At 64.8% G+C, this 18,786-nt stretch carries 16 protein-coding genes and 1 tRNA gene; 5 read left to right on the top strand and 12 right to left on the bottom strand.

Annotated features, from left to right (window positions below; all coding sequences use genetic code 11):
- The first annotated feature begins 7 nt into the window (after positions 1–7).
- Positions 8–1,858, top strand: coding sequence for a penicillin-binding protein 2 (mrdA, locus tag JST30_13345; GenBank protein ID MBS1715312.1), 1,851 nt, complete (start codon positions 8–10; stop codon positions 1,856–1,858).
- On the opposite strand, the gene JST30_13340 is transcribed toward mrdA, so the two are convergent.
- The 3 genes from JST30_13340 to JST30_13330 are packed head-to-tail and all read right to left on the bottom strand — an operon-like array spanning position 1,786 to position 5,619.
- The gene (locus JST30_13340) at positions 1,786–3,873 is read right to left on the bottom strand and encodes an O-antigen ligase family protein (GenBank protein MBS1715311.1); all 2,088 of its coding nucleotides are present in this window, start codon (positions 3,871–3,873) and stop codon (positions 1,786–1,788) included. The two genes, mrdA and JST30_13340, sit on opposite strands and share 73 nt — an antisense overlap.
- Entirely contained in the window at positions 3,870–4,772 is a 903-nt protein-coding gene (locus JST30_13335) for a glycosyltransferase family 2 protein (GenBank protein MBS1715310.1), read from the bottom strand. The genes JST30_13340 and JST30_13335 overlap by 4 nt, the downstream gene beginning before the upstream one ends.
- Complete coding sequence (locus JST30_13330) at positions 4,738–5,619, bottom strand: glycosyltransferase family 2 protein (protein MBS1715309.1); 882 nt, start codon at positions 5,617–5,619, stop codon at positions 4,738–4,740. The genes JST30_13335 and JST30_13330 overlap by 35 nt, the downstream gene beginning before the upstream one ends.
- A 182-nt stretch (positions 5,620–5,801) precedes the next feature.
- Between JST30_13330 and JST30_13325 the strand changes: the two genes are divergently transcribed.
- Both JST30_13325 and JST30_13320 read left to right on the top strand, forming a co-directional pair.
- On the top strand, positions 5,802–7,391 hold the full coding sequence (locus tag JST30_13325) for a C40 family peptidase (protein MBS1715308.1): 1,590 nt from the start codon (positions 5,802–5,804) through the stop codon (positions 7,389–7,391).
- 91 nt (positions 7,392–7,482) lie between these two features.
- A tRNA-Glu gene (locus JST30_13320) sits at positions 7,483–7,558 on the top strand.
- Positions 7,559–7,567: 9 nt separating this feature from the next.
- Here JST30_13320 and JST30_13315 read toward each other — a convergent pair.
- The 5 genes from JST30_13315 to JST30_13295 are packed head-to-tail and all read right to left on the bottom strand — an operon-like array spanning position 7,568 to position 12,316.
- Entirely contained in the window at positions 7,568–8,665 is a 1,098-nt protein-coding gene (locus tag JST30_13315) for a Nif3-like dinuclear metal center hexameric protein (protein MBS1715307.1), read from the bottom strand.
- 29 nt (positions 8,666–8,694) lie between these two features.
- The gene (locus JST30_13310; GenBank protein MBS1715306.1) at positions 8,695–9,030 is read right to left on the bottom strand and encodes a hypothetical protein; all 336 of its coding nucleotides are present in this window, start codon (positions 9,028–9,030) and stop codon (positions 8,695–8,697) included.
- Between the two features lie 5 nt (positions 9,031–9,035).
- A complete protein-coding gene (locus JST30_13305) occupies positions 9,036–10,259 on the bottom strand; it encodes a D-alanyl-D-alanine carboxypeptidase (GenBank protein MBS1715305.1) in 1,224 nt (407 codons plus the stop codon).
- A 20-nt stretch (positions 10,260–10,279) separates the two neighbouring features.
- Positions 10,280–11,272, bottom strand: a complete 993-nt coding sequence (locus JST30_13300) for a hypothetical protein (protein ID MBS1715304.1) — start codon at positions 11,270–11,272, stop codon at positions 10,280–10,282.
- 54 nt (positions 11,273–11,326) lie between these two features.
- Positions 11,327–12,316, bottom strand: coding sequence for a glycine--tRNA ligase subunit alpha (locus JST30_13295; GenBank protein ID MBS1715303.1), 990 nt, complete (start codon positions 12,314–12,316; stop codon positions 11,327–11,329).
- 89 nt (positions 12,317–12,405) lie between these two features.
- Here JST30_13295 and JST30_13290 point away from each other — a divergent pair, with 89 nt between their 5' ends.
- Together JST30_13290 and JST30_13285 are read left to right on the top strand one after the other, a co-directional pair.
- Complete coding sequence (locus tag JST30_13290; protein ID MBS1715302.1) at positions 12,406–13,404, top strand: hypothetical protein; 999 nt, start codon at positions 12,406–12,408, stop codon at positions 13,402–13,404.
- A 465-nt stretch (positions 13,405–13,869) separates the two neighbouring features.
- Positions 13,870–14,253 (top strand): DUF559 domain-containing protein, encoded by a 384-nt coding sequence (locus JST30_13285; protein ID MBS1715301.1) that lies wholly within the window; start codon positions 13,870–13,872, stop codon positions 14,251–14,253.
- A 527-nt stretch (positions 14,254–14,780) separates the two neighbouring features.
- On the opposite strand, the gene JST30_13280 is transcribed toward JST30_13285, so the two are convergent.
- From JST30_13280 to JST30_13265, 4 genes are read right to left on the bottom strand one after another with little or no spacing between them, the layout of a single operon-like run.
- Positions 14,781–15,944, bottom strand: a complete 1,164-nt coding sequence (locus JST30_13280; GenBank protein MBS1715300.1) for an aminotransferase class I/II-fold pyridoxal phosphate-dependent enzyme — start codon at positions 15,942–15,944, stop codon at positions 14,781–14,783.
- Positions 15,945–16,001: 57 nt separating this feature from the next.
- Positions 16,002–17,294 carry an exo-alpha-sialidase gene (locus JST30_13275; GenBank protein ID MBS1715299.1) on the bottom strand — a complete coding sequence of 431 codons (1,293 nt, stop codon included), beginning with the start codon at positions 17,292–17,294 and terminating at the stop codon, positions 16,002–16,004.
- A gap of 39 nt (positions 17,295–17,333) precedes the next feature.
- Positions 17,334–18,143 (bottom strand): ABC-2 family transporter protein, encoded by an 810-nt coding sequence (locus JST30_13270; GenBank protein MBS1715298.1) that lies wholly within the window; start codon positions 18,141–18,143, stop codon positions 17,334–17,336.
- Between the two features lie 37 nt (positions 18,144–18,180).
- Positions 18,181–18,753 (bottom strand): hypothetical protein, encoded by a 573-nt coding sequence (locus JST30_13265; protein MBS1715297.1) that lies wholly within the window; start codon positions 18,751–18,753, stop codon positions 18,181–18,183.
- Between the last annotated feature and the right edge of the window lie 33 nt (positions 18,754–18,786).

Below are 18,786 nucleotides of genomic sequence, written 5' to 3'. Positions count from 1 at the left end.
AATGTCGGTGATCCACGCCCCGACGGACAGGGCGATCGACGCGCGCCTCTTGGCCCTACCGTTCGCCGTGACCGCCGTCATCGCCGGCTACATGGTCCGCATGTGGTTCCTGCAGATCGTCCAGGCCTCCGAGCTCCAAGAGCGGGCCGAGGTCTCGAGCATCGCCGTCGTCAAAAAACTCGCGCCCCGGGGCCGGATCGTCGACCGGGCCGGACGGTTGCTCGCTGGAGTCGAACCTCGCATCACGGTTCTCGCGCGTCCGCGGACGGCCATGGCGAATCCGGCCGTCGTCGACCGTGTGGCGGCCATCCTTCAGATCGAGCCTCAAGCGCTGAAAAAAGCCATCCGTCTCGTCCCGCAAGCCGGCGACCTCGCCGTCCCGGTGTACATCGGAGCCGACGTCGCGATGGCCTCGAAGATCGCCGAACTCTCGGACGAACTGCCGGGGTTCTCGGTCGAGACACAGGGCATGCGGTCGTACTCGGCCGGGCCGGAACTGGGCCACATCATGGGCTACGTCCGACCGCCGAGGGACGACGACAACAAACGGCTGAAGGCTCAAGGGATCGATCCGGCGCAATACGTCGGCCTTCAGGGGATCGAGCGACAGTACGAGCGCGACCTCATGGGTCGACCGGGAACGGAGAAAGTGGCCGTCGACGCCCGACGGAAAGCCATTCGCTCGCTGGGTTCCGACGAGGCGGTGGCAGGATCCACGCTCGTCCTCTCCCTTGATCTCAGACTTCAGCGGACCGCTCTCGGGCTCCTTCAGGGCCACAAGGGGTCCGTGGTCATGATCGACCCGAACGACGGCGGCGTCCTCTGTCTCGCCAGTAACCCGACGTTCGACTCCTCGGTCTTTCTCAAAGGGATCAGTAAGGACGAGTACGCCGCCCTCGCCGAAGACGAAAGCCGCCCCCTGTTCTTCCGGGCGGTCAGTGGGGCCTACGCACCTGGTTCGACCTTCAAGCTCGTCATCACGCTCGCCGCCATGTCGAGCGGCGTGTTCGATCCGAACGAATCGGTCTACTGCCCCGGCTATGTCCTTGTGGGACGGAAGAAAGTCGCTTGCAAGAACCATCCGAACGAGACCGTGGCCTTCGACCGGGCGTTCACAAAGAGCTGTAACGCCTACTTCGGCCAATTGGCGAGAAAGATCGGACGGGAGAACATCCTAAAGACCTGCGACGCGCTCGGAATCGGAAGGCCGAGCGAGATCGATCTTCCTTCCCAGTCCCGTGGCGTCCTTCCGACTGTCGACTGGTGGGCGAAACACCGGGACCGACGATGGTCGTTGGGCGACACCGTCAATCTCGGGATCGGTCAAGGAGAGTTGACGACGACCCCGCTTCAAATGGCCGAAGTCGGAGCGCTCATCGCCAACCGTGGCGTCTGCTATCGGCCGCATATCGTCCGCGCCGTCAAAGACCCGGAAGGGTCGGGCGGTAACCGTCTCGTTCCGGCCGAAGTCCTCTCAAGGCTCGATCTCCCGGCACATCAGTGGGACACGCTAACGTCGGCGATGGTCCACGTGATCGAAGTCGGGACGGCGCGCACCGCCCAGATCGGCGGGCTCCTATGGGGAGGCAAGACGGGCAGCGCGGAAAACCTGAAGGACCACAACACGCACAGTTGGTTCGTCGGTGTGGCACCGATCGAATCGCCTAAGGTCGTTATCTGCGTCATGCTCGAGAACGCCGGCCATGGCGGTGACGTCGCCGCCCCGATCGCGGCGAAAATGGTGCGGGAGTATCTGAACGGGAAGGCCGCACCAAGGGTGGAAGTTCAGTCGAGCCGGATGCGGGACAGCGCGGCGTCGACCTTGGACGCCGAACCGGAATCGCCCGACCGCGAGTAAAGCTCCTTCGCCTCGGCCGCCGCTTTCCGTGCCCGTTGGGCTACGCCTTCGGCCTCGGCCAAGTCGTGCCCTAGGAACGTGACGTCCGAGCGCTTCGCCTGTAAGGCGAGTCCTTTGACGAACGCGACCGTCCGGTCGAAATACGTGGCGTAGCCCTCCACGGCTTCCGACAAAAGCTCGGCCTTGATCTGCGGGTCCGACTCGGCTTTGGCCAAAAAGACCCGGGCGTCGTACGTTTCCAAAGGCACGAGTTGGGGGATGGCACGGACTTGGAAGTACACCGTCTTCTCGACGTCGACAAGGCGCCTGGCAGTCTGGAGGGCCAGCGCTCGGTCTCCAAGATCGTCCAGATGCTTGGTCAGGGCCTCTAAGGTCGCCAAGTTGTTCGGGTCACGCTCGAGGGCCTTTCGAAGCGCTCCCGTCGCGTAGGCCGGCTCTCCAGTGGCTTGCGCGGCCTTGGCTGCGGCCCGCAAGTACTTCGTCGAAGGCTGCAGCGCCGCGGCCGACCGTAGATCGGAAAACCGCTCGGCGGCCGATCCGGCGACGAAGGACGACACATAGTACGCCTCACCGTCGTTCGGCGCAAGAGACCGCGCCAGCGTCGCGGCCGAACGGGCGTCTTCGAGGCGGCCTTCTTTCATCGCCGACAACGCCTGGACCTTGAGAGACTCGACCAACGCGGCGTGGACCAAGAGTAGGGCGACGACGGCGCAGCCGGCGACCATGACGCTCCAACGGAGTTTTTTCGGCGTCGATTCCGGTGCGCTCCCGTCGTTCGAGACCTGAAGTCCCGCTCCGAGGACAAGGAAGAGGGTCACCCCTGTGCCGACATAGATCAGATTGCTCTCGACAAGTCCGTCCGTCAGCCCGGCCACTACTGAACCCGCGACGCCCGCCCGGAGCCAACTGTGCGGTGAAGGCCAAGTCTTCGACCGGGAAAAGAACGTCCGGATCCACAACGCGAACAGAGCGACGAGGACGATCACTCCGGGCACGCCGGTCTCCATAGCGGTTTGCAGGTACGTCTGGTGGGAGTGGAACGTCTGCTCCGTCAGTCCCGGCCGGGCCGATTCGAACCGGTAGGTGCCGATTCCAAACCCGATGGGCCGCTCGCGGACGAGGTCGGCCGTGCCCTTCCACAGCAATTGTCGGAACCCGACCGACTGCTCTTGCGTCGCTGAAGCGTCGGTAAGCCGTGACAGCCCCGATCCTCCGTCTCCCCCGATCGGCCGTGTCGCCGCGAACGCGAGCAAGGCGGCGAGGACGAGCGGGACGACCGACCTGAGCGCCGGCTTCGCCCCCTTCCAGACCAAGGTCAGGACGAGAGCGGTCAAGAGGCCCGTCCCGGCAGCCAAAATGCCCCCTTTGGACTGGGTCAAGACAAGCGCGAACAGCATCAAGGTTCCGCACGCTCCGGCCGCCAAAGCCTCGGCGCGTTCGGCGGTCAAAAGCAAGCCGAGAGACAAAGGCAGGGCCAGAGCCAAGATTCCCGCCAACGCGTTCGGGTTGTTCCAGTCGGAGAAGATGCGGTGTCCCGGTTCCGTCGCCCGAAAGGCCCCGAACTCCGCGACGCCTTTCGCCGCCGACAGCGTCGTTCCGGCCACGACCGCCCAGAGGAGCCCGCGTACTCCCGCCCTGCGGCCGACGATGGCGACGCCCGCGAACAAGCAGGTGCCGTAGAGCACCCAGGTTTCCCAACCGACCGTCGAAACGTAGGGAAAGGCGGACAGAAGGACGGAGAAGCCGGTCACGGCGACGACGACGAGGGTCACGCCCGCGATATCCAGTCGTGGGATCTGGACGACGCGGTTCCGGATCAGGGTGACGGCGAATGCGGCGACGACGAGCAGGCCGATCAGGGCCCTCGCACCGAGCGGGAGTTCACCTCCGCCCAAAACCGCCTGGGCCGGGCTGCCGTCGAGAGGCGAGGCTTCGAGACTGACTTGTCCACCGATCAGCGGCGCCAGAAACGCGGCCGCGTAGAGCGCCCAGGCTTCCGGGCGCACGTGCCTCACTTCGCGAACCTCCGCTTCAGGGCGTCCATGGCGTTCCCGGCCAAGAATAGCCCGGCCCGGGTCGAGAGTGCGAGAGCGGCCAATAGGAGACAACCCGGTCGTAGCGGCACCCAGACGCGGGGGATCAAATGTTTCCGATAGAACCGGAACATCGACTTGTGGAACCGGACGATCATTTTGTTCGCGACGCGGTCGGTGCTCCGGCCGATCGCATGGGTGACGACGGCCGTCGGCAGATAGACGACTTTGTAGCCCGCTTCCCACGTCCTTTTGCAGAAATCGGTGTCTTCGCAGTACATGAAGTAGCGGTCGTCGAGCCCGCCGATCGCGTCGACCAGGTCGTCTCGGATGAACATCGCGGCCCCGCTGACCCAGTCGACCTCCCGGGTCTGGTCGTGGGCGACGTCCTTCATGAGATAGTCCCGGACGTATCTGTTGTCCGGGAACCACCGTCCGAGGAAGGTGTTCCGGAACGCCGCCGCGAGCGGGTCGGGGAACTTGCGGCAACTGTATTGAAGGCTTCCGTCCGGGTTCAGGAGCTTCGGGCCGACGACGCCGGCGTCAGGACGCCCTTCCATGAATTCCAAGACCGTCCGGACCGCGCCGGGGTGGACGACCGTGTCCGAGTTCAAGAGTGCGACGTGACGACCGGCCCGTTCCGCGATCGCCAGGTTGTGCCCTCCCGTGAACCCGAGGTTGACGGTCTGGCGAAGGAGCCGGAACTCCGGAAACTCGGACTCGACCATGTCCGGCGACCCGTCTTCGGACGCGTTGTCGACGACGATGACTTCGAACCCCGGCACCTGGGCCGCTTCCGCCTTCAGGCTCTGGAGGCACGCGCGCAGGTCCTCGACGGTGTTCCAGCTACAGATCGTGATGCTGAGTTCGAAATCCGGCATGGTGGCCTTTCGCCCTGAGAAAAGCCCCTGTCCAAGCCGCGGCGGCGATCACGGGCAGGAGGGCCCGGGCGGGCCACTTCAGGTGTTTCCCGAAATAACGCACCAGGCTGTCGTGGGACTCCCAGATCATACTTTTGCGCACCTGCTTCGTGCTCGCCCCGTGATGGTGCAGGACATGGGCCTTGGCCGTATAGAAGCACGGGCAGCCCGACCGTAGGAGCCGATAGAGCAGGTCGACCTCGTTGAAAAAGATCGGGAACGCCTCGTCGAACGGCTTTCGGGGGTCGCCGACCGTCTCTAACGATGTACGGCGAAAGAGCAGGAACGTCCCCATCGGCTGAGGCGCCGGCCCGTCTTGGGCATAGTCGAAGGCCGGCAGGGAATACGACCCGAAGGGCCCATAAGGCCAAAGGGCGTCGAGTTTCGTCCACGCGCCCAAGATTCCAAGGATCGTGGGAAAGCCTCTCACGGACTTTTGGACTAATTTGTCAAGTCCGATAAGCTTGATCCCTAAGACACCGTACTCAGGGTATGATTTAAGGACGCCTAAAGCCGTTGTCAATGATCCGTCTTCGAATTCTGTATCGGGATTAAGCGTTAAGAGAAAGTCACCTTTTGCCTTCGAAAACGCTAAGTTGTTGCCGGCGGCGTAGCCTAGATTCGAACCTGCACGGACGAGGATGACCCCTGGAAACTCGGATTCCACCATATCGGCGCTACCGTCATGGGAGCCGTTGTCCACGACGATCGTCTCGTACTCGCCCGCGGGGGGATGTTCAAGGACGGACGCGAGGCATCGGCGCAACATGTCCTTCGTGTTCCAGTTCACGATGAGCACGCTGAGCATAGTCGGTTGAAAAAACTGTACCTGAGCGGGAACCCGGGGCGGCCGATAATGTGTATGTCCGTGCGTCCGGGGTCCCGGATCGTTCGGTTGAGGGTTGACATCCTCCTCGGTGTAGCGGTAGGATGTCGGCGCGGTGAGCCTGTTGGCGCAGGACCGCCGCCGCCGGAGGAGGAAGAAGAAGTTTGATCATTTCCGGAACGCTCTGGGCGACCGCCTTATTGGCGGGCACCGCCTACACACCGCCCAACTTGCACCGCGTCGGCGCGAACGAAACGTTCGCCAGCATTTCCAAGAGGTACAGCACGGGCTACGAGCGTCTCATGCTGGCCAACCCTGACGTGAAGCCCGAACGGCTCCGCGCAGGAATGGTCGTCGTCATCCCTGGACGGATCAAGTCCAAGCCCGCGGCCGTCGAGGCCGGGCCGGGCGCCTACATCGTGAAGAACGGGGACACCGATTGGTCGGTGGCCCGGCGCTATGGCATCAAGCCGAGCGAACTGCGGACGATGAACCCTGGAGTGAAGTGGACGGCGTTGAGGCCGGGCTTCTCGATCAAGGTCCCCGACCGTCAGAAACCCACTTTGGTCGCCGAAGTCGTCAAGCCGACGACCATGACCCTTGCGAGCACGAAGCCGACGGGAACGTCCAAGCACAAGGTCACCTCGGACGACAACGATTGGATCATCGCCAGGGGCTATGGCATCACGCCCAAGCAGCTTCGCGCGATGAACCCGGGCGTCGACTGGAACAGGCTCCGACCAGGTTCCACCGTCACCGTGCCCGGTAAGAGCGGTTCGAAGATCGCCCGCATCACGACCAAGAGGGCGCGGGTGATCCGTGACAACGTGGTCGTCCGGAGCGGCGCCCGGCCCGACGCGGGCAAAGTCGTCCTGGTCGAATACGGCCGGTTCGCGACCGTCGCCGACCGGATCGGCAATTACTACAAAGTCAAATTCAGCGGCGGCACCGTCGGCTGGATCCGCGGAGACATGCTCGCGCCGGTGACCGCCGAAATGGTGGCCAGGGCCGAGGAAGAATCGGGAGTCCGCGCCGTCCGTCGGCGTTCGGGCGAACCGGTGATCGCCCGTACCGCGCCGAAGTCTTCCGCCAAGTCCTATGTGGCCCGGAACAGCGAGTCCAGGCGGAGCACTCCGAGGTTCGACCGCAAGCCTCGTCGCACGGTCTCCAGCCCGGACTATAACGACGTCGTGGCTTCGAACAGCGTCGACAAGGACGGACTCATCGGGACGGCCATGAAGAACATGGGCGTCCACTACCGATGGGGCGGGACGTCGACGAACGGGTTCGACTGCAGCGGCTTCACGAGCTACGTGTACTCCCGCCACGGCACGCGCTTGCCGCGTACCGCCAACGAGCAGTCGCACAAGGGACAAAAGGTCGCCAAGGACGAACTCAAGAAGGGAGACTTGGTCTTCTTTAAGACGACGCGCAGCGACCGCGTGAGCCACGTCGGCATCTACGTCGGCAACGGCAAGTTCATCCACGCCAGCAGCGGCGGCGGAAAGGTCCGGATCAACGACCTCTCCGACGGTTACTACAACAAGCGGTTCGCCGGAGCCCGGCGCGTCGCGAACGGTGCGTCGTCTTCGAACGACGAAAAGCCGTCCACGAGATCGACGTCGTCGAAAAAGAAGACGACCGAAAAGAGCGAGGACGCCGTCGCAACGAAGCCGGAAGCGGCTCCCAAGAAGGACGAGGGCGCTCCGACCGAACCCAAGGTCACAAAGGGCACCGACGCCGTCGGACGCTGAAAGGCCCAAATCACAGGACACCGCACAGGCCCATGGCCTGTGCGGTCTTGTTTTGCGCCACGGCTTTCGGACACACTGGACAGCCCTAAGTGGCCCGGTGGTCTAGTGGTTAGGACGCCTCCCTTTCAAGGAGGAAATCGCGGGTTCGAGCCCCGTCCGGGCTACCACACTTCGTTTCAATGCGCGAGCGGCCGTCCGTCGACGCCCGGTTCCGGGACGTAGACTTTCGCCCGGACCCCCAGTTTTGCCTCCAGCGCGACTGCCAGCGCTTCGACCCCGGGTTGTTCGGTCGCATAATGCCCCGCTTGGACCAAGCGGACGACCTCCGAAGCTTCGACCGTATTGTGGTGCCTCACTTCACCCGTGACGAACACGTCGGCTCCAGCTTTCGCCGCCGCCGCCCAATCGTCGTCGCCCGCGCCTCCGCAGACCGCGACGTGGGTCACGTCGCCCTCCTGGCCCCAACGGACCGACCGTGTCGACAAAGCTCCGTCGACCAGACCCGCGAAGGCGGCATAGGACATCGGAGCGGTCAGCCGACCGATCCTGCCGACAGGCCGCCCGGAGGCGTCACGGAGCCGGACAAAGTCGTAAGCGGGCGTCTCATAAGGATGGGCCGCGACAAGCGCGGTTTCGACCGCCCATACAGCCCCGTCCGGGACGATGCACTCGATTCTGGATTCACGCACGGTTTCGATGCGGCCAGGCCGTCCGATGACCGGATTCGAGTCTGGCCCTCCTAAGAACGTTCCCGTGCCCTCGTGGACGAAAGCGCATCGCGCGTACTCCCCGATTCGGCCCGCTCCCGCCAAAGAGACGGCGTCGATGACGGCTTCGGCCGATTCCACGGGCACGAAGGCCACGAGCTTCCAAGCTGGGCCGACCGCAGAACTTCCGAACGGTCTCACGTCGGACAATTCGAGCCGGGCGGCGAGGGCGTCGCTGACGCCCCCCTTGGCACAGTCCCAGTTCGTGTGGGCCGCGATCAAGGACACCCCCCGCTCGGTCAAAAGCCGGAGGACGCGCCCTTTGCGCGTGTCCCATCGGAGGGCGGTCAGGGGTTCCCAGACGAGAGGGTGGTGGGAGACGACCAGGTCGGCACCTTGGTCCACGGCCCAAGCGACGGCACTCTCCGTCGCGTCGAGCGTCGTGGCGAGAGACCGTAAGGGTCGCATAGGGTCGCCCACCTGGAGGCCGACCTTGTCGAACGAGAACGCATCGCGAGACGGGGCCAGTTCTTCTAGGGCGGCAAGGGCGTCACCAACGGTCGGCACCCGTCCACTTTACCGAGACTCCGGCCCGCTCAGGGTTTGCCGAAGAAGAACCACACGGTCCAGACCGTCAGATAGACGATCGAACCGGTCAACGCCGCTCGTCGGACGAAGTCCAGGTTGACCCGCGAGTAGGCGACCATGGCGAACCAAGCGGCGGCCAGGGTCGAACCCTTCACAAGGACGAACAACCACTCGCTCCTTTCGATGAACACCTTCATGACGGGGTTCAACTCTACGATCAGGCCGAACGCGTGCAACACCGCCGTCATGACGAGATCGAGGAATCCGATGGCCATCAGGAGCGCGATGGCGCGGGTCGGGAAGAACCGCTTCAAGGGTTCGGACAAGGCGAGGTTGGTTCGCATCAAGGTCAGCCTTTTTCCAACGTGCGCACGAACCGGTCTTGAACGGCCCGCACGTCGTTGGCGGAGGCGAGGTTTCCGTTGACGAGAAAACTGAAGGTCAGGAGCGACCCGTCGGCTTTCGTCACGTACCCGCTAAGGCACACGACTGCATCCATCGTGCCGGTCTTCCCCAGAAAACTGCTGCCTTTGAGCCGCGACGTCATCGTCCCCTCGCCTGGCGAGTCCAGGCAGTGCTTCCATGTCTCCCAGTAGGGCCGCTGCGACGCGTAGAGGAGGGCCTTGCAGACCGTGTTCGGCGTCACCGAGTTGTGCCGGCTCAAGCCGCTACCGTCGACGGGGCGAAACGTCTCCGGATCGATCGCGGCGACCTTGCAGAGGTAGTCGCGCATCCGGTCCGGGGCGACGTCGTACAGCCGGCCCAAGATCGGGCCCTCTTTGAGCGCTCCCACCGCCAACAAGTGCTCGGCTTGCGTGTTGACGCTCAGTTCCAAGCAGGTCTTCGCGAGGGCGCTGAGCGGCTTGCTGTCGATGACGAGGTCGGCGGGAGTCTCGGGGAGCGGCCCGTCGCTGTACGTCCCCTTGCCGCCCAGCGCCAAAGACGCCGAGGCGAACGGGTTCGCCTGAGCGCACTTCTCCAAACGGACCGTCGACTTGGGCAACGGCGACTTCACGGTCAACACGGCCGTCGAAGGATCGTAATGGACCGTGCGGGAAGCCCGCGACGAGCGCACGACGCGGACGTTCAGTTCCGGTGCCAAAGTGCGGAGCTTGCCTTTGTCCGACCAGACCTCGAACATCGCGTCGTCGAACGCGAACGGCGACGTCCGGGCCGCGTAGGCCCACGGCAGGTCGTCCCATTCCCAACCTGGGCCGAGCTGCTGCTGGAACGGGGCGTGGACTTCGACGGGAGTCTTGGGAGCGATCTGAAGCGCTTTGCGGGCCTTGCGGAGCTGCTCGAGGGTCAATGTCGCGTCGCCCGGCACCGAGACGACGATCCGGTCCTTGAACTTCCACACTTTGGTCTGGAAGACGGCGTCCGGTCCGCACACGTCCATCGCATAGAGGGCCGAGAAGATCTTTTCGTTGCTCGCAGGGACGAACCGCGAGTCGGACGACCGGCCGTAGAGGACGTTCCCGGTCGCGTCGGTGACGCAGACCCCGATCTGGGCGCCCCGAAGGCGCTTGTCGGCGAGGACGTCGTCCAAGGACGCGGTGAGCAGGTCGAGCATCACGGCCAAGAATATCCCGATCAGAGCTCTTCGGGAAACGCCGGTTCGGTCATATGGTCGAACGCGCCCGACCGGACGTCGCGCGCCATGGACGCGGCGAACTCGCGGAGCCGGTCCTCGGGATCGCTTCTCGCGGCTTCCTCGAGCGCCGAGACCGTCCGGTCACGGTACTCCGGCATCCACTCGGCCAGGTGGAAGACCGCGTGGACCGCGCTGCGCCGTCCGAACTTGCTCGGGGCTCCGACACAGGCCAGGAGCGCCTCGGCGGCCCGGTCCGTGCAGATGTGCCCGCCGAGCACGACGCCCGCCTTATAGACCGTCCGCGCGTAGTCGTCGCCGGCGCTCCAGATCAAGGACTTGACCGCGTCGATCGCGCGGGCCTGCGTCTCCGGGTCCGGGCAGAAGCTCGGAAGGTCCTCGAACATGTCGAGGACGCACCACTGGGCGATCCGACGGTGAGGATGACGGTCGTCTTCCAACACATGGATCAAAGCGTCGGAATAAACCCCCGACGACGCGTTCGTCTCGATGGCGAGCTGGGCCTCTTGGGCGATGTCACGGTCGGGGCAATAGAGCAACCGGACCAGTTCGACGGGCGTCAGATCCCGGACAAGGCCCTCGAAGCGGCCCTGCCGGCCCAAGCACCGGGAGAGGGCGGCTTGCCGGGCGAAGTAAGGCTCCGCACCCTCCCGGAGCGCGACGAGCACGTCCTCTACCGTCTGGCTGCGGGCCTCGTTCCAGACCCGCTCGATCCGGCCGAACACGCCTTGCGCCGTCCGTGCGATCTGGACTTCGAACTCCTCGCCCGCGACCGTCAACGTGGCGCGGCCCGTCCAATCGCTCGGTAGGACGTGGAAGTCCTTGCTCACCGGGTGCGGCGGCCAATGGAACGGGACGCGGTGCCCGGGCCGGATCGGCGCGGTGTCGCCACCGTTGGCTTCGACGGCGCGGTCGATGGACGCCTTCAGTTCGCGTTCCAAAGCCTGGGAGGCCGTTTCCACCGTTTCGCTCATGTCCCGTGCGCCGTCCTTACGATACTAGATTCCCGCGGACGGGTTGCACCCCGCCTAAGCGGTCGTCGGCGTCTTGTACCGCTCCATGTACTTGAGGCAGCACGCCCGGGCCCGCGCCCGGATCCGGTTGATGTAGGCTGCGCGCTCGGTCACCGAGACCGCCCCGCGCGCGTCGAGCAGGTTGAAGACGTGCGAGCACTTCAGCGCGAGGTCGAACGCCGGATAGACGAGGGCCTGAGCCCCTGCTCCACCCCCGACCCCCTCCTCGTCTTCGGGGCACGGACCATCCCCTGCAGACGAGGAGGGGGCAGACGGAACCCCGGCCGTCAAGATCCCGCGCCCCGCGTCCCAACTCACCGGGGTCTCGAGCACCCGCTTGCTCTCCGCCTCGTACATGTCGAAGAGCTGGAACAAGAAGTCGGTCGAAGCGACCTCGAAGTTGAACACGTTGTTCTGCATCTCCTGGTCGAATTCGATGTCCCGGTACGACAGCTTGTCGTTCCACATCAGGTCCTCCCAGATCGACGTCTGTCGGTTCAGCATCAGCACGAGCCGCTCGGGGCCGTAGGTGATCTCGGCGCAGACGGGCCGGCACTCGATCCCGCCCATCTGTTGGAAGAACGTGAACTGGCTGATCTCGGTCCCGTCCAGCCAGACCTCCCAACCGACCCCCGCCGCACCGAGCGAGGGGTTCTCCCAGTCGTCCTCCACCAGCCGCACGTCGTTCTTCTTCGTGTCGAAGCCGATCGCGTTCAGGCTCTCCATGTAGAGGTCGACCACGTTCTCCGGGCTCGGCTTGAGGATCACCTGGAACTGGTAGTAGCGCTGGTTGCGCATCGGGTTCTGGGTGTAGCGCCCGTCCGCCGGCCGCCGGCTCGGCTGGATGTAGCACGCGTTCCACGGCTCCGGCCCGAGGCAGCGCAACGCCGTCGCCGGGTGGCTCGTCCCCGCCCCGACTTCGGTGTCGTAGGGCTGCAAGACCGCGCACCCCTGCGCCGCCCAGTAGTCCTGCAGCAGTCGGAAGAGGTGCTGGAGGTTGACCATTTGGCAGTGATTATGGCCGCTGGCCCCGCTCTACCGGCTTTTCGTCCGTGGTGCCCCGAGGGCGGCCGGACTGTCGTAGACTAGGGGGCATGAAGCGGACGGCCCTGCTCTCCCTCCTCCTTCTGGGCCCCGTCGCCCACGCCGTCCGGTACCGTTGCATCGACCTCGGCGGCCCGGGCGGGCCGTCTAGCTTCGCGTTCGGATTGAACGATGCACAGACGGTCGTGGGTGCGACCCACGTCGCCACGCGGCTCTTTGTCTGGACAGCCGAGACCGGGATGCGCAAACCCGGCCCGATGCCGTTCGCCTGGGGGCCGGGCATATGTATGGACGTCAACGCGACAGGGACGGTCGTCGGGTACACCGACCTCCTCAAGGCGGGCAAGCGCGTCAGCGATGTGCCGTTCGTGTGGAAAGCGGGTCAAGGGTTCCGAATGTTGGACCTCCTCGGGCGGGTCGGTGGCGAGGCGTTCGCGCTTAACAACTCGGGCCAGGCCTGCGGTTATGTCCTGGAACCTCCGCCGGACGCCTGCGTCTGGGACGCCTCGGGGAAGGCTACGTTGCTGGGCCGGCTCCATCCAGATTGGGGAGCTATCGCATGGGACATCAACGACGCCGGAGTCGTGTGCGGCAACGCGGCTCTCGGAACCGGGGCGAACAGGGCGTTCCGCTGGAAGGCGGGAGAGGGGATGACCGACCTCGGGGTGCTCTTCGGTGACACAGAAAGCCGTGCCCAGGGCGTCAACAACCTCGGCTACATCGTCGGCTACTCCAGCAACGTCAGCACCGGCTCGCAGGGCTTCATCGTCCCGCCGGGAGGAGCGATGCAGCCCTATGGCGTCTTCCATACCGAACTACAGGACCTGAACGACTCGCTGCAAGCCGTCGGGTCGTGGTTCAACAGTGGGGAAAGGGCCTGTCTCGTCGAGCCCGGCGTCGGCACGATCGACCTGAACACCGTCACCGAAGACATCCCCGATGGCTGGAGGCTCGAAAGGGCCTACGCGATCAACAGCCGTGGGGACATTGCTGGCTTTGCTAGCTTTGGCAGCGACACTCGTGCGTTTCTCTTGATAAGGTTGGACTAAGGCACAACCGCACCCGCTCCGGGAGCTTCGGCCCTCTTCTCGCTTCCTCTTGCCAGAATCACAAAGTCCACTAGGAGCGGTCCAGTAGGAGCTCATGGCGGTGCACGGGTCACTCGGGCCGTTCCAGTAAGCGCTGGGAGTGCTCCAGAGAGTGCTTGGCGTGCTCCATCCGCGAAGATGGACCACGACAAGGACCGGAAAACACGCGACAAGGACCGGAAAGCACACCGCCGGTTCCGGTTAAAACACGACAAGGATTGAATTGCTCACCTCCCCCTCGCCCCTCCGGGGGAGAGGGGGCTGGGGGGTGAGGGGCGATGCTCCTGGCCCGGTCCGGAACCCTCATCCCCTACTCCTTCTCCCTCCCGTCACGGACCATCCGCAGGGCGAGGAATGTCCGGCTCCCCCTCGCCCCTCCGGGGGAGAGGGGGTCGGGGGGTGAGGGGCGGTAACCTCGGCAGACCGATGCCGAGGAACCGGGGCGAGGCGGCCAAGAACCGGGCCAGAAAGGCGAGGAAGGGACCCTCGGTCGTCGAGCGGCAGGTCTGGGAGAGCCTGCGCGACGGCCGGCTGGGCTTCAAATTCCGCCGTGAGCACCCCGTCGGCCCCTACCGCCTCGACTTCTTCTGCCGCGAGGCGATGCTCTGCGTCGAGCTCGATGGTGAGCAGCACGAGCCCTCGCGCGACGCGGCGCGGGATCGGGCCTTGCAAGACCTCGGGATCGCGACCTATCGGATCCCGAACCGCCGCTACCTCATGATGTTCGGGGAAGTCTTCGCGAACGACCTCCTCCAGGTGCAGCGGCAGTGTGAGGAGCGGACCGGCCGCAAGGCGTTCCCCGACCCCTGACCCCCCGACCCTCTCCTCATCTTCGGGGCACGGCCATCCCCTGCAGACGGGTAGGGGGCTTTCCGGACCCCTCACCCCCCGCCCCCTCTCCCCCGGAGGGGCGAGGGGGAGTCCTGAGCCTGTCTCTTCCGGGGCAAGGAGAAGGGACTCAGACCGCTCCACCCCCGACCCATGACCCCTCACCCCCCGCCCCCTCTCCCCCGGAGGGGCGAGGGGGAGACCGGAGCCCGTCTTTTCCGGGGCGAGAGTGAGGGCTCAGACCGCTCCACCCCCGACCCATGACCCCTCACCCCCCGCCCCCTCTCCCCCGGAGGGGCGAGGGGGAGACCGGAGCCCGTCTTTTCCGGGGCAAGGAGAAGGGACTCAGACCGCTCCACCCCCGACCCCCTCCTCATCTTCGGGGCACGGCCTCACCTGCAGACGGGTAGGGGGCTTTCCGGACCCCTCACCCCCCGCCCCCTCTCCCCCGGAGGGGCGAGGGGGAGCCCGGAGCCCGTCTGTTCCGGGGTGAGAGTGGGGGCTCCGGATCAGATTTTCGTGAAGGCCTGCTCGAGGTCGGCGGTGAGGTCGTCGGGGTGCTCGAGGCCGCAGTAGAGCCGCACGAGCCACTTCTTCTCGGGCCAGTCCATCGCCTGGAACTCGAGCGGGACGACGAGCGACTCGTGGCCGCCCCAGCTCACGCCGAGGCGGAAGAGGCGGAGGGCTTCGGTCATCGCCCGGACGGACTCGCGGCGCTGGTCGCGGGGCATGAAGGTGAGCAGCCCGGTCCAGCCCGACATCTGCCTGTCGCGGAGCTCGCGCTGGGGGTGGTCGTCGTCGCCGACGTGGAACACCTTCTCGACGCCCGGGTGCGACTTGAGGAACGCGGCGACCCGATCCGCCGCCTCCCGGACGGCGCGGATCTTGAGGTGCATCGTGCGCAGCGAGCGCGTGACGAGCCAGGCCTGGAAGGGGGGAAGGGAGTTGCCGAAGATGGGCAGCTCGTTCTTCATCAGGCCCGACAGCCGCTCTTCGCTGCAGCACAAGGCGCCCGCGATGAGGTCGCTGTGGCCCCCGAGGTACTTCGAGCCCGTGTGGAGCACGAAGTCGATCCCGAACTGGGCCGGGTTCTGATAGAGCGGTGACGAGTAGGTGTTGTCGATCGCGGTGGTGATACCGCGTCCGCGGGCGAAGGCGCCGATGGCGGCGAGGTCTTGCAGGCGGAAGACGATGCTCGTCGGCGATTCGAGATAGATCAGCTTGGTCTCGGGTCGGCAGGCGTCGAAGACCTCCTGGGGGTCCTCGCCGACGACGAAGGTGCTCGAGACGCCGAACTTCGGCAGGTAGTCGGCGACGAGCTGGCGCGTCGGGCCGTAGCACGAGTCCACGCAGACGACATGGTCGCCGGCCTTCACGCTCGAGAGGATGGCGGTGGAGATCGCGGCCATCCCGCTGACGAAGAGTTTGCAGCGCTCGGTGCCTTCGAGCGCGGCGATCTTGACCTCGGCGACCTCGCAGGTCGGGTTGGTCATCCGGCTGTAGTGGTAGGGCGGCCCGAAGGTCTTCTGCGACGCGTTCACGAAGTCGTCCCAGTTCTCGAAGACGAACGTGGAGTTCTGGAAGATGGGCGGGACGACCGCCCCGAGGACGTACTCTTCTTCACCGAGGTGCTGGGCGATGGTCTCTGCGCGCCAGCCGTTGCCGCTGCTCACCCCGGGATTATGTTTCGTCGTCCGCCCGTCTTGCGCGACCGGTGAAGGTACGGGGCGTTACTCGTCCTGCTTGCGACGCCCGAACCAGAACTCGCCGGAGAACTCCATCCCGCCCGTGCTGCCCGGCGTTTCCGTCCACGTGACGTAGACGTACTTGTCGTCGGCGGCGCAACAGATGAAGTCGAGGGGCGGGCGTTTGCAGGTGAACGCCTTGGACACCGCTTCGGACCCTCCGAACGGCCCGCCCGGTTTGCCCGCGACGGCGTGTCGGACGCGCCACTTGCCGAACGCGCTTTCGCCGATCTTCTCCTGTCCTTCACGGTTGTCCGCCCAGACCATGTGGAGCCGTCCCTTGGCGTCGAACGCGCCCCATGAAAGGCACTGCATGTACTGGCCGAAGTTCTCGTTGGAGATGCGGTTGGTCACGAACGCGCCCGCCGATTTCTTGAGTTCGCCTTCCGAAACCGCGAGCACAGGCTCGCCCCACGTCTTGCCGCCGTCATGGCTGGCCTTGGTGTGCACGAGGAGGCACGGCATCTGATTGCCGAAGACGGTGACGGACCGGTAGTTCATGTAGAACGCGACGACCTCTTTCTCGCCTGTCGCCGCGAGGCCGCCCAGCATCCATCGCTCTTGAACGTCGGCGCCCTCGATCTTGTCCACGGCCGCGACCGTGGCGAAGTTCTCCCACGTCTTGCCGCCGTCACCGGACGACGCGAACTTGTAGGCGTCGATCGTGTTGTAGTCTTTGCTCGTCGTCCACAGGGCGTAGAGCTTGCCGCCTGAAGACACGAGGTGCGGGTCGACCGGGTAGTCGCCCTCCGCCTCTTTGTCGATGCGGCCCGTCTCTTTCCAGGTCAGTCCTTCGTCCGTGGACTTTGCGAGGAAGACGCCCTTCGACTTCGGGCCGCCGATGTACCCGTCCGAATAGATCATGAAGACGTCGCCCGTCTTCTCGTCGGTGGCGGGCCATTCCCGATCGAGCGGCCGGCCAGGGATCCCTTTGCCCTGTTCCCACGTCTTGCCGTAGTCGCTGACCTTCCATGTCGACATGCCTGCGACATTAAAGTTGTACATATACGTCACGACGGCTTTGCCGTTGGGACGCGCGTAGACGACCATGTCGCCGAGCGCGTCGCCGAAGACTTTCGGCTTCTCGAAGGTGGCTCCGAAGTCGCGGCTGACGAGAGCCTGTGTCGGTAGGTGCGAAGACACCCAGACCGTCCCTTTGCCGTCGGTGGACACGTAGGTCTCTCCCCCGTTTCCCAATCGCTTCACGTCGTCCCATTGGGCCTGTGCGGCTAAGGACACGGAGAAAACGGCGAGGACAAGGATGCCGCGGGTGGACATGTGAGGCCTGTATACCTGGACGGAAACAGGAGAATCCCGTTACATTCCGACGCCGGAATAGCGGCGCGATCCATAGCCGTAGAGGACTTTGAACATCAGGTAGGCGAACACGATCCAGAGCGCCTGGACGCCCAAGACCCGGAAGACGGCGTCGCCCGTGACGCGGCCCGTCAGGATCTCGGTCGGGGCTCCGGTCGTGTAGTAGAACGGGAACACGACGGCCAGGTTCTTGACCCAAGGGGGGAAGAGCGCGAGAGGGAACAACTGTCCGCTCAGGAACAGCATCGGGAAGTAGTAGATCTCGAAGATCGACTGGGCTTCCTCGACGAAGAGAGCGACCATCGCCAAACCCGTGACGAACACGACGCTGAGCGAGTGTCCGAAGGCCAAGGACAACCAGAACTCCCAACCCAGATGGAGACGCACGGTCCCGATCGACGACGAATAGCCCCAGAGGATCAGCAAGAAGAAGGGCAAGAAGATCGAGGTCCGGACGCAGCGCCACGCGAAGTTGCGCACGAAAATGAACCTGAGATAAGGGACGGGCCGGATGATGTGGGCGGAGAACGTGCCTTCTTTGATCTCCCAACTGATGTCCCACATGTAGTGACAGACCACGAAGCAGCCGATCAACAGCATGCACAGGTAATAGACCACCAGGTCGCTTCCGGAGAAGCCCGCGATCGTGCCCGTCTTCGATGCGGCCAGCCAGACCAGCGGCATCGTCACCGCGGTCGTCACGTCGGTCAAGATCCAGATGAAGCCGGCCGCCTTGTACGCGAGGCCGTCTTGAATGTAGATCCTGTACAGGCCCGACATCTGTCGGAGCACGGGGGCGACGCTGGCCACAGACCCCGAGTCTTACCCTAGGCGGTGCCGGGGAGGGTCAGAACTTCGTCCAAGGCCAACCTTCGTCTGAAAGGCTGTCCTCTCCGCATCCCGGGACGCTGTCCAAGTTGATCGCGATTTCGATCAGCTTGCCGTTCTTGAAGACGTAGGTGTTGCGCAGCACGTCGCCCGTCTCCTTGTCCTCCATGACGACCTTCTTAAAGAGGCAGCACCAATACTGGCCCTTTTCGCCACGAGAAGCGGTCTTGAACGGGCGGCCCAACTTGGCCAGGACCGTCGACTTCGACATTCCGATCCGGATTCCGTGCTTGGTGACGGCGTCGAACGCATGGTCCTGGACGGCCGCACCTTCGCCGTCCCCTTTGGCTTTACGACCGAAACGGGCCATGTCATAGCCCATGTCCTCCAGGATGCGCCGGTCCTTCGTCAAGGTCACCATCCGGTGGGCGCCGTCGCACTCCATGACCTTCACCGCGAAGTATCCCGACTTCCGGTCCCACCATGACGCGTTGGTCACCACGCGTTGGCTGACCGACAGGCCGGCCACGCTGTCGGTCATGTTCTTCGGCCAAACGGTCACGGTGTACAGCACGAGTGCGGTCGTGAGCATGACCGGAAGTATACGTCCGGTCGGGCCAGGTAC

Source organism: Armatimonadota bacterium (assembly GCA_018268395.1).
GTDB lineage: Bacteria > Armatimonadota > Fimbriimonadia > Fimbriimonadales > Fimbriimonadaceae > JAEURO01.
The sequence above is the reverse complement of the archived record's forward strand: the minus strand, read 5'-3'. Positions and strand labels throughout refer to the sequence as shown.

Excerpts from the sequence above, each read along its gene's own strand:
- JST30_13305 (MBS1715305.1), bottom strand. The coding sequence starts at position 10,259 with ATGCTCGACCTGCTCACCGCGTCCTTGGACGACGTCCTCGCCGACAAG.
- JST30_13265 (MBS1715297.1), bottom strand. The coding sequence starts at position 18,753 with ATGCTCACGACCGCACTCGTGCTGTACACCGTGACCGTTTGGCCGAAG.
- JST30_13330 (MBS1715309.1), bottom strand. The coding sequence starts at position 5,619 with ATGCTCAGCGTGCTCATCGTGAACTGGAACACGAAGGACATGTTGCGC.
- JST30_13285 (MBS1715301.1), top strand. The coding sequence starts at position 13,870 with ATGCCGAGGAACCGGGGCGAGGCGGCCAAGAACCGGGCCAGAAAGGCG.
- JST30_13300 (MBS1715304.1), bottom strand. The coding sequence starts at position 11,272 with ATGAGCGAAACGGTGGAAACGGCCTCCCAGGCTTTGGAACGCGAACTG.
- JST30_13335 (MBS1715310.1), bottom strand. The coding sequence starts at position 4,772 with ATGCCGGATTTCGAACTCAGCATCACGATCTGTAGCTGGAACACCGTC.
- JST30_13295 (MBS1715303.1), bottom strand. The coding sequence starts at position 12,316 with ATGGTCAACCTCCAGCACCTCTTCCGACTGCTGCAGGACTACTGGGCG.
- JST30_13275 (MBS1715299.1), bottom strand. The coding sequence starts at position 17,294 with ATGTCCACCCGCGGCATCCTTGTCCTCGCCGTTTTCTCCGTGTCCTTA.
- JST30_13310 (MBS1715306.1), bottom strand. The coding sequence starts at position 9,030 with ATGCGAACCAACCTCGCCTTGTCCGAACCCTTGAAGCGGTTCTTCCCG.
- JST30_13290 (MBS1715302.1), top strand. The coding sequence starts at position 12,406 with ATGAAGCGGACGGCCCTGCTCTCCCTCCTCCTTCTGGGCCCCGTCGCC.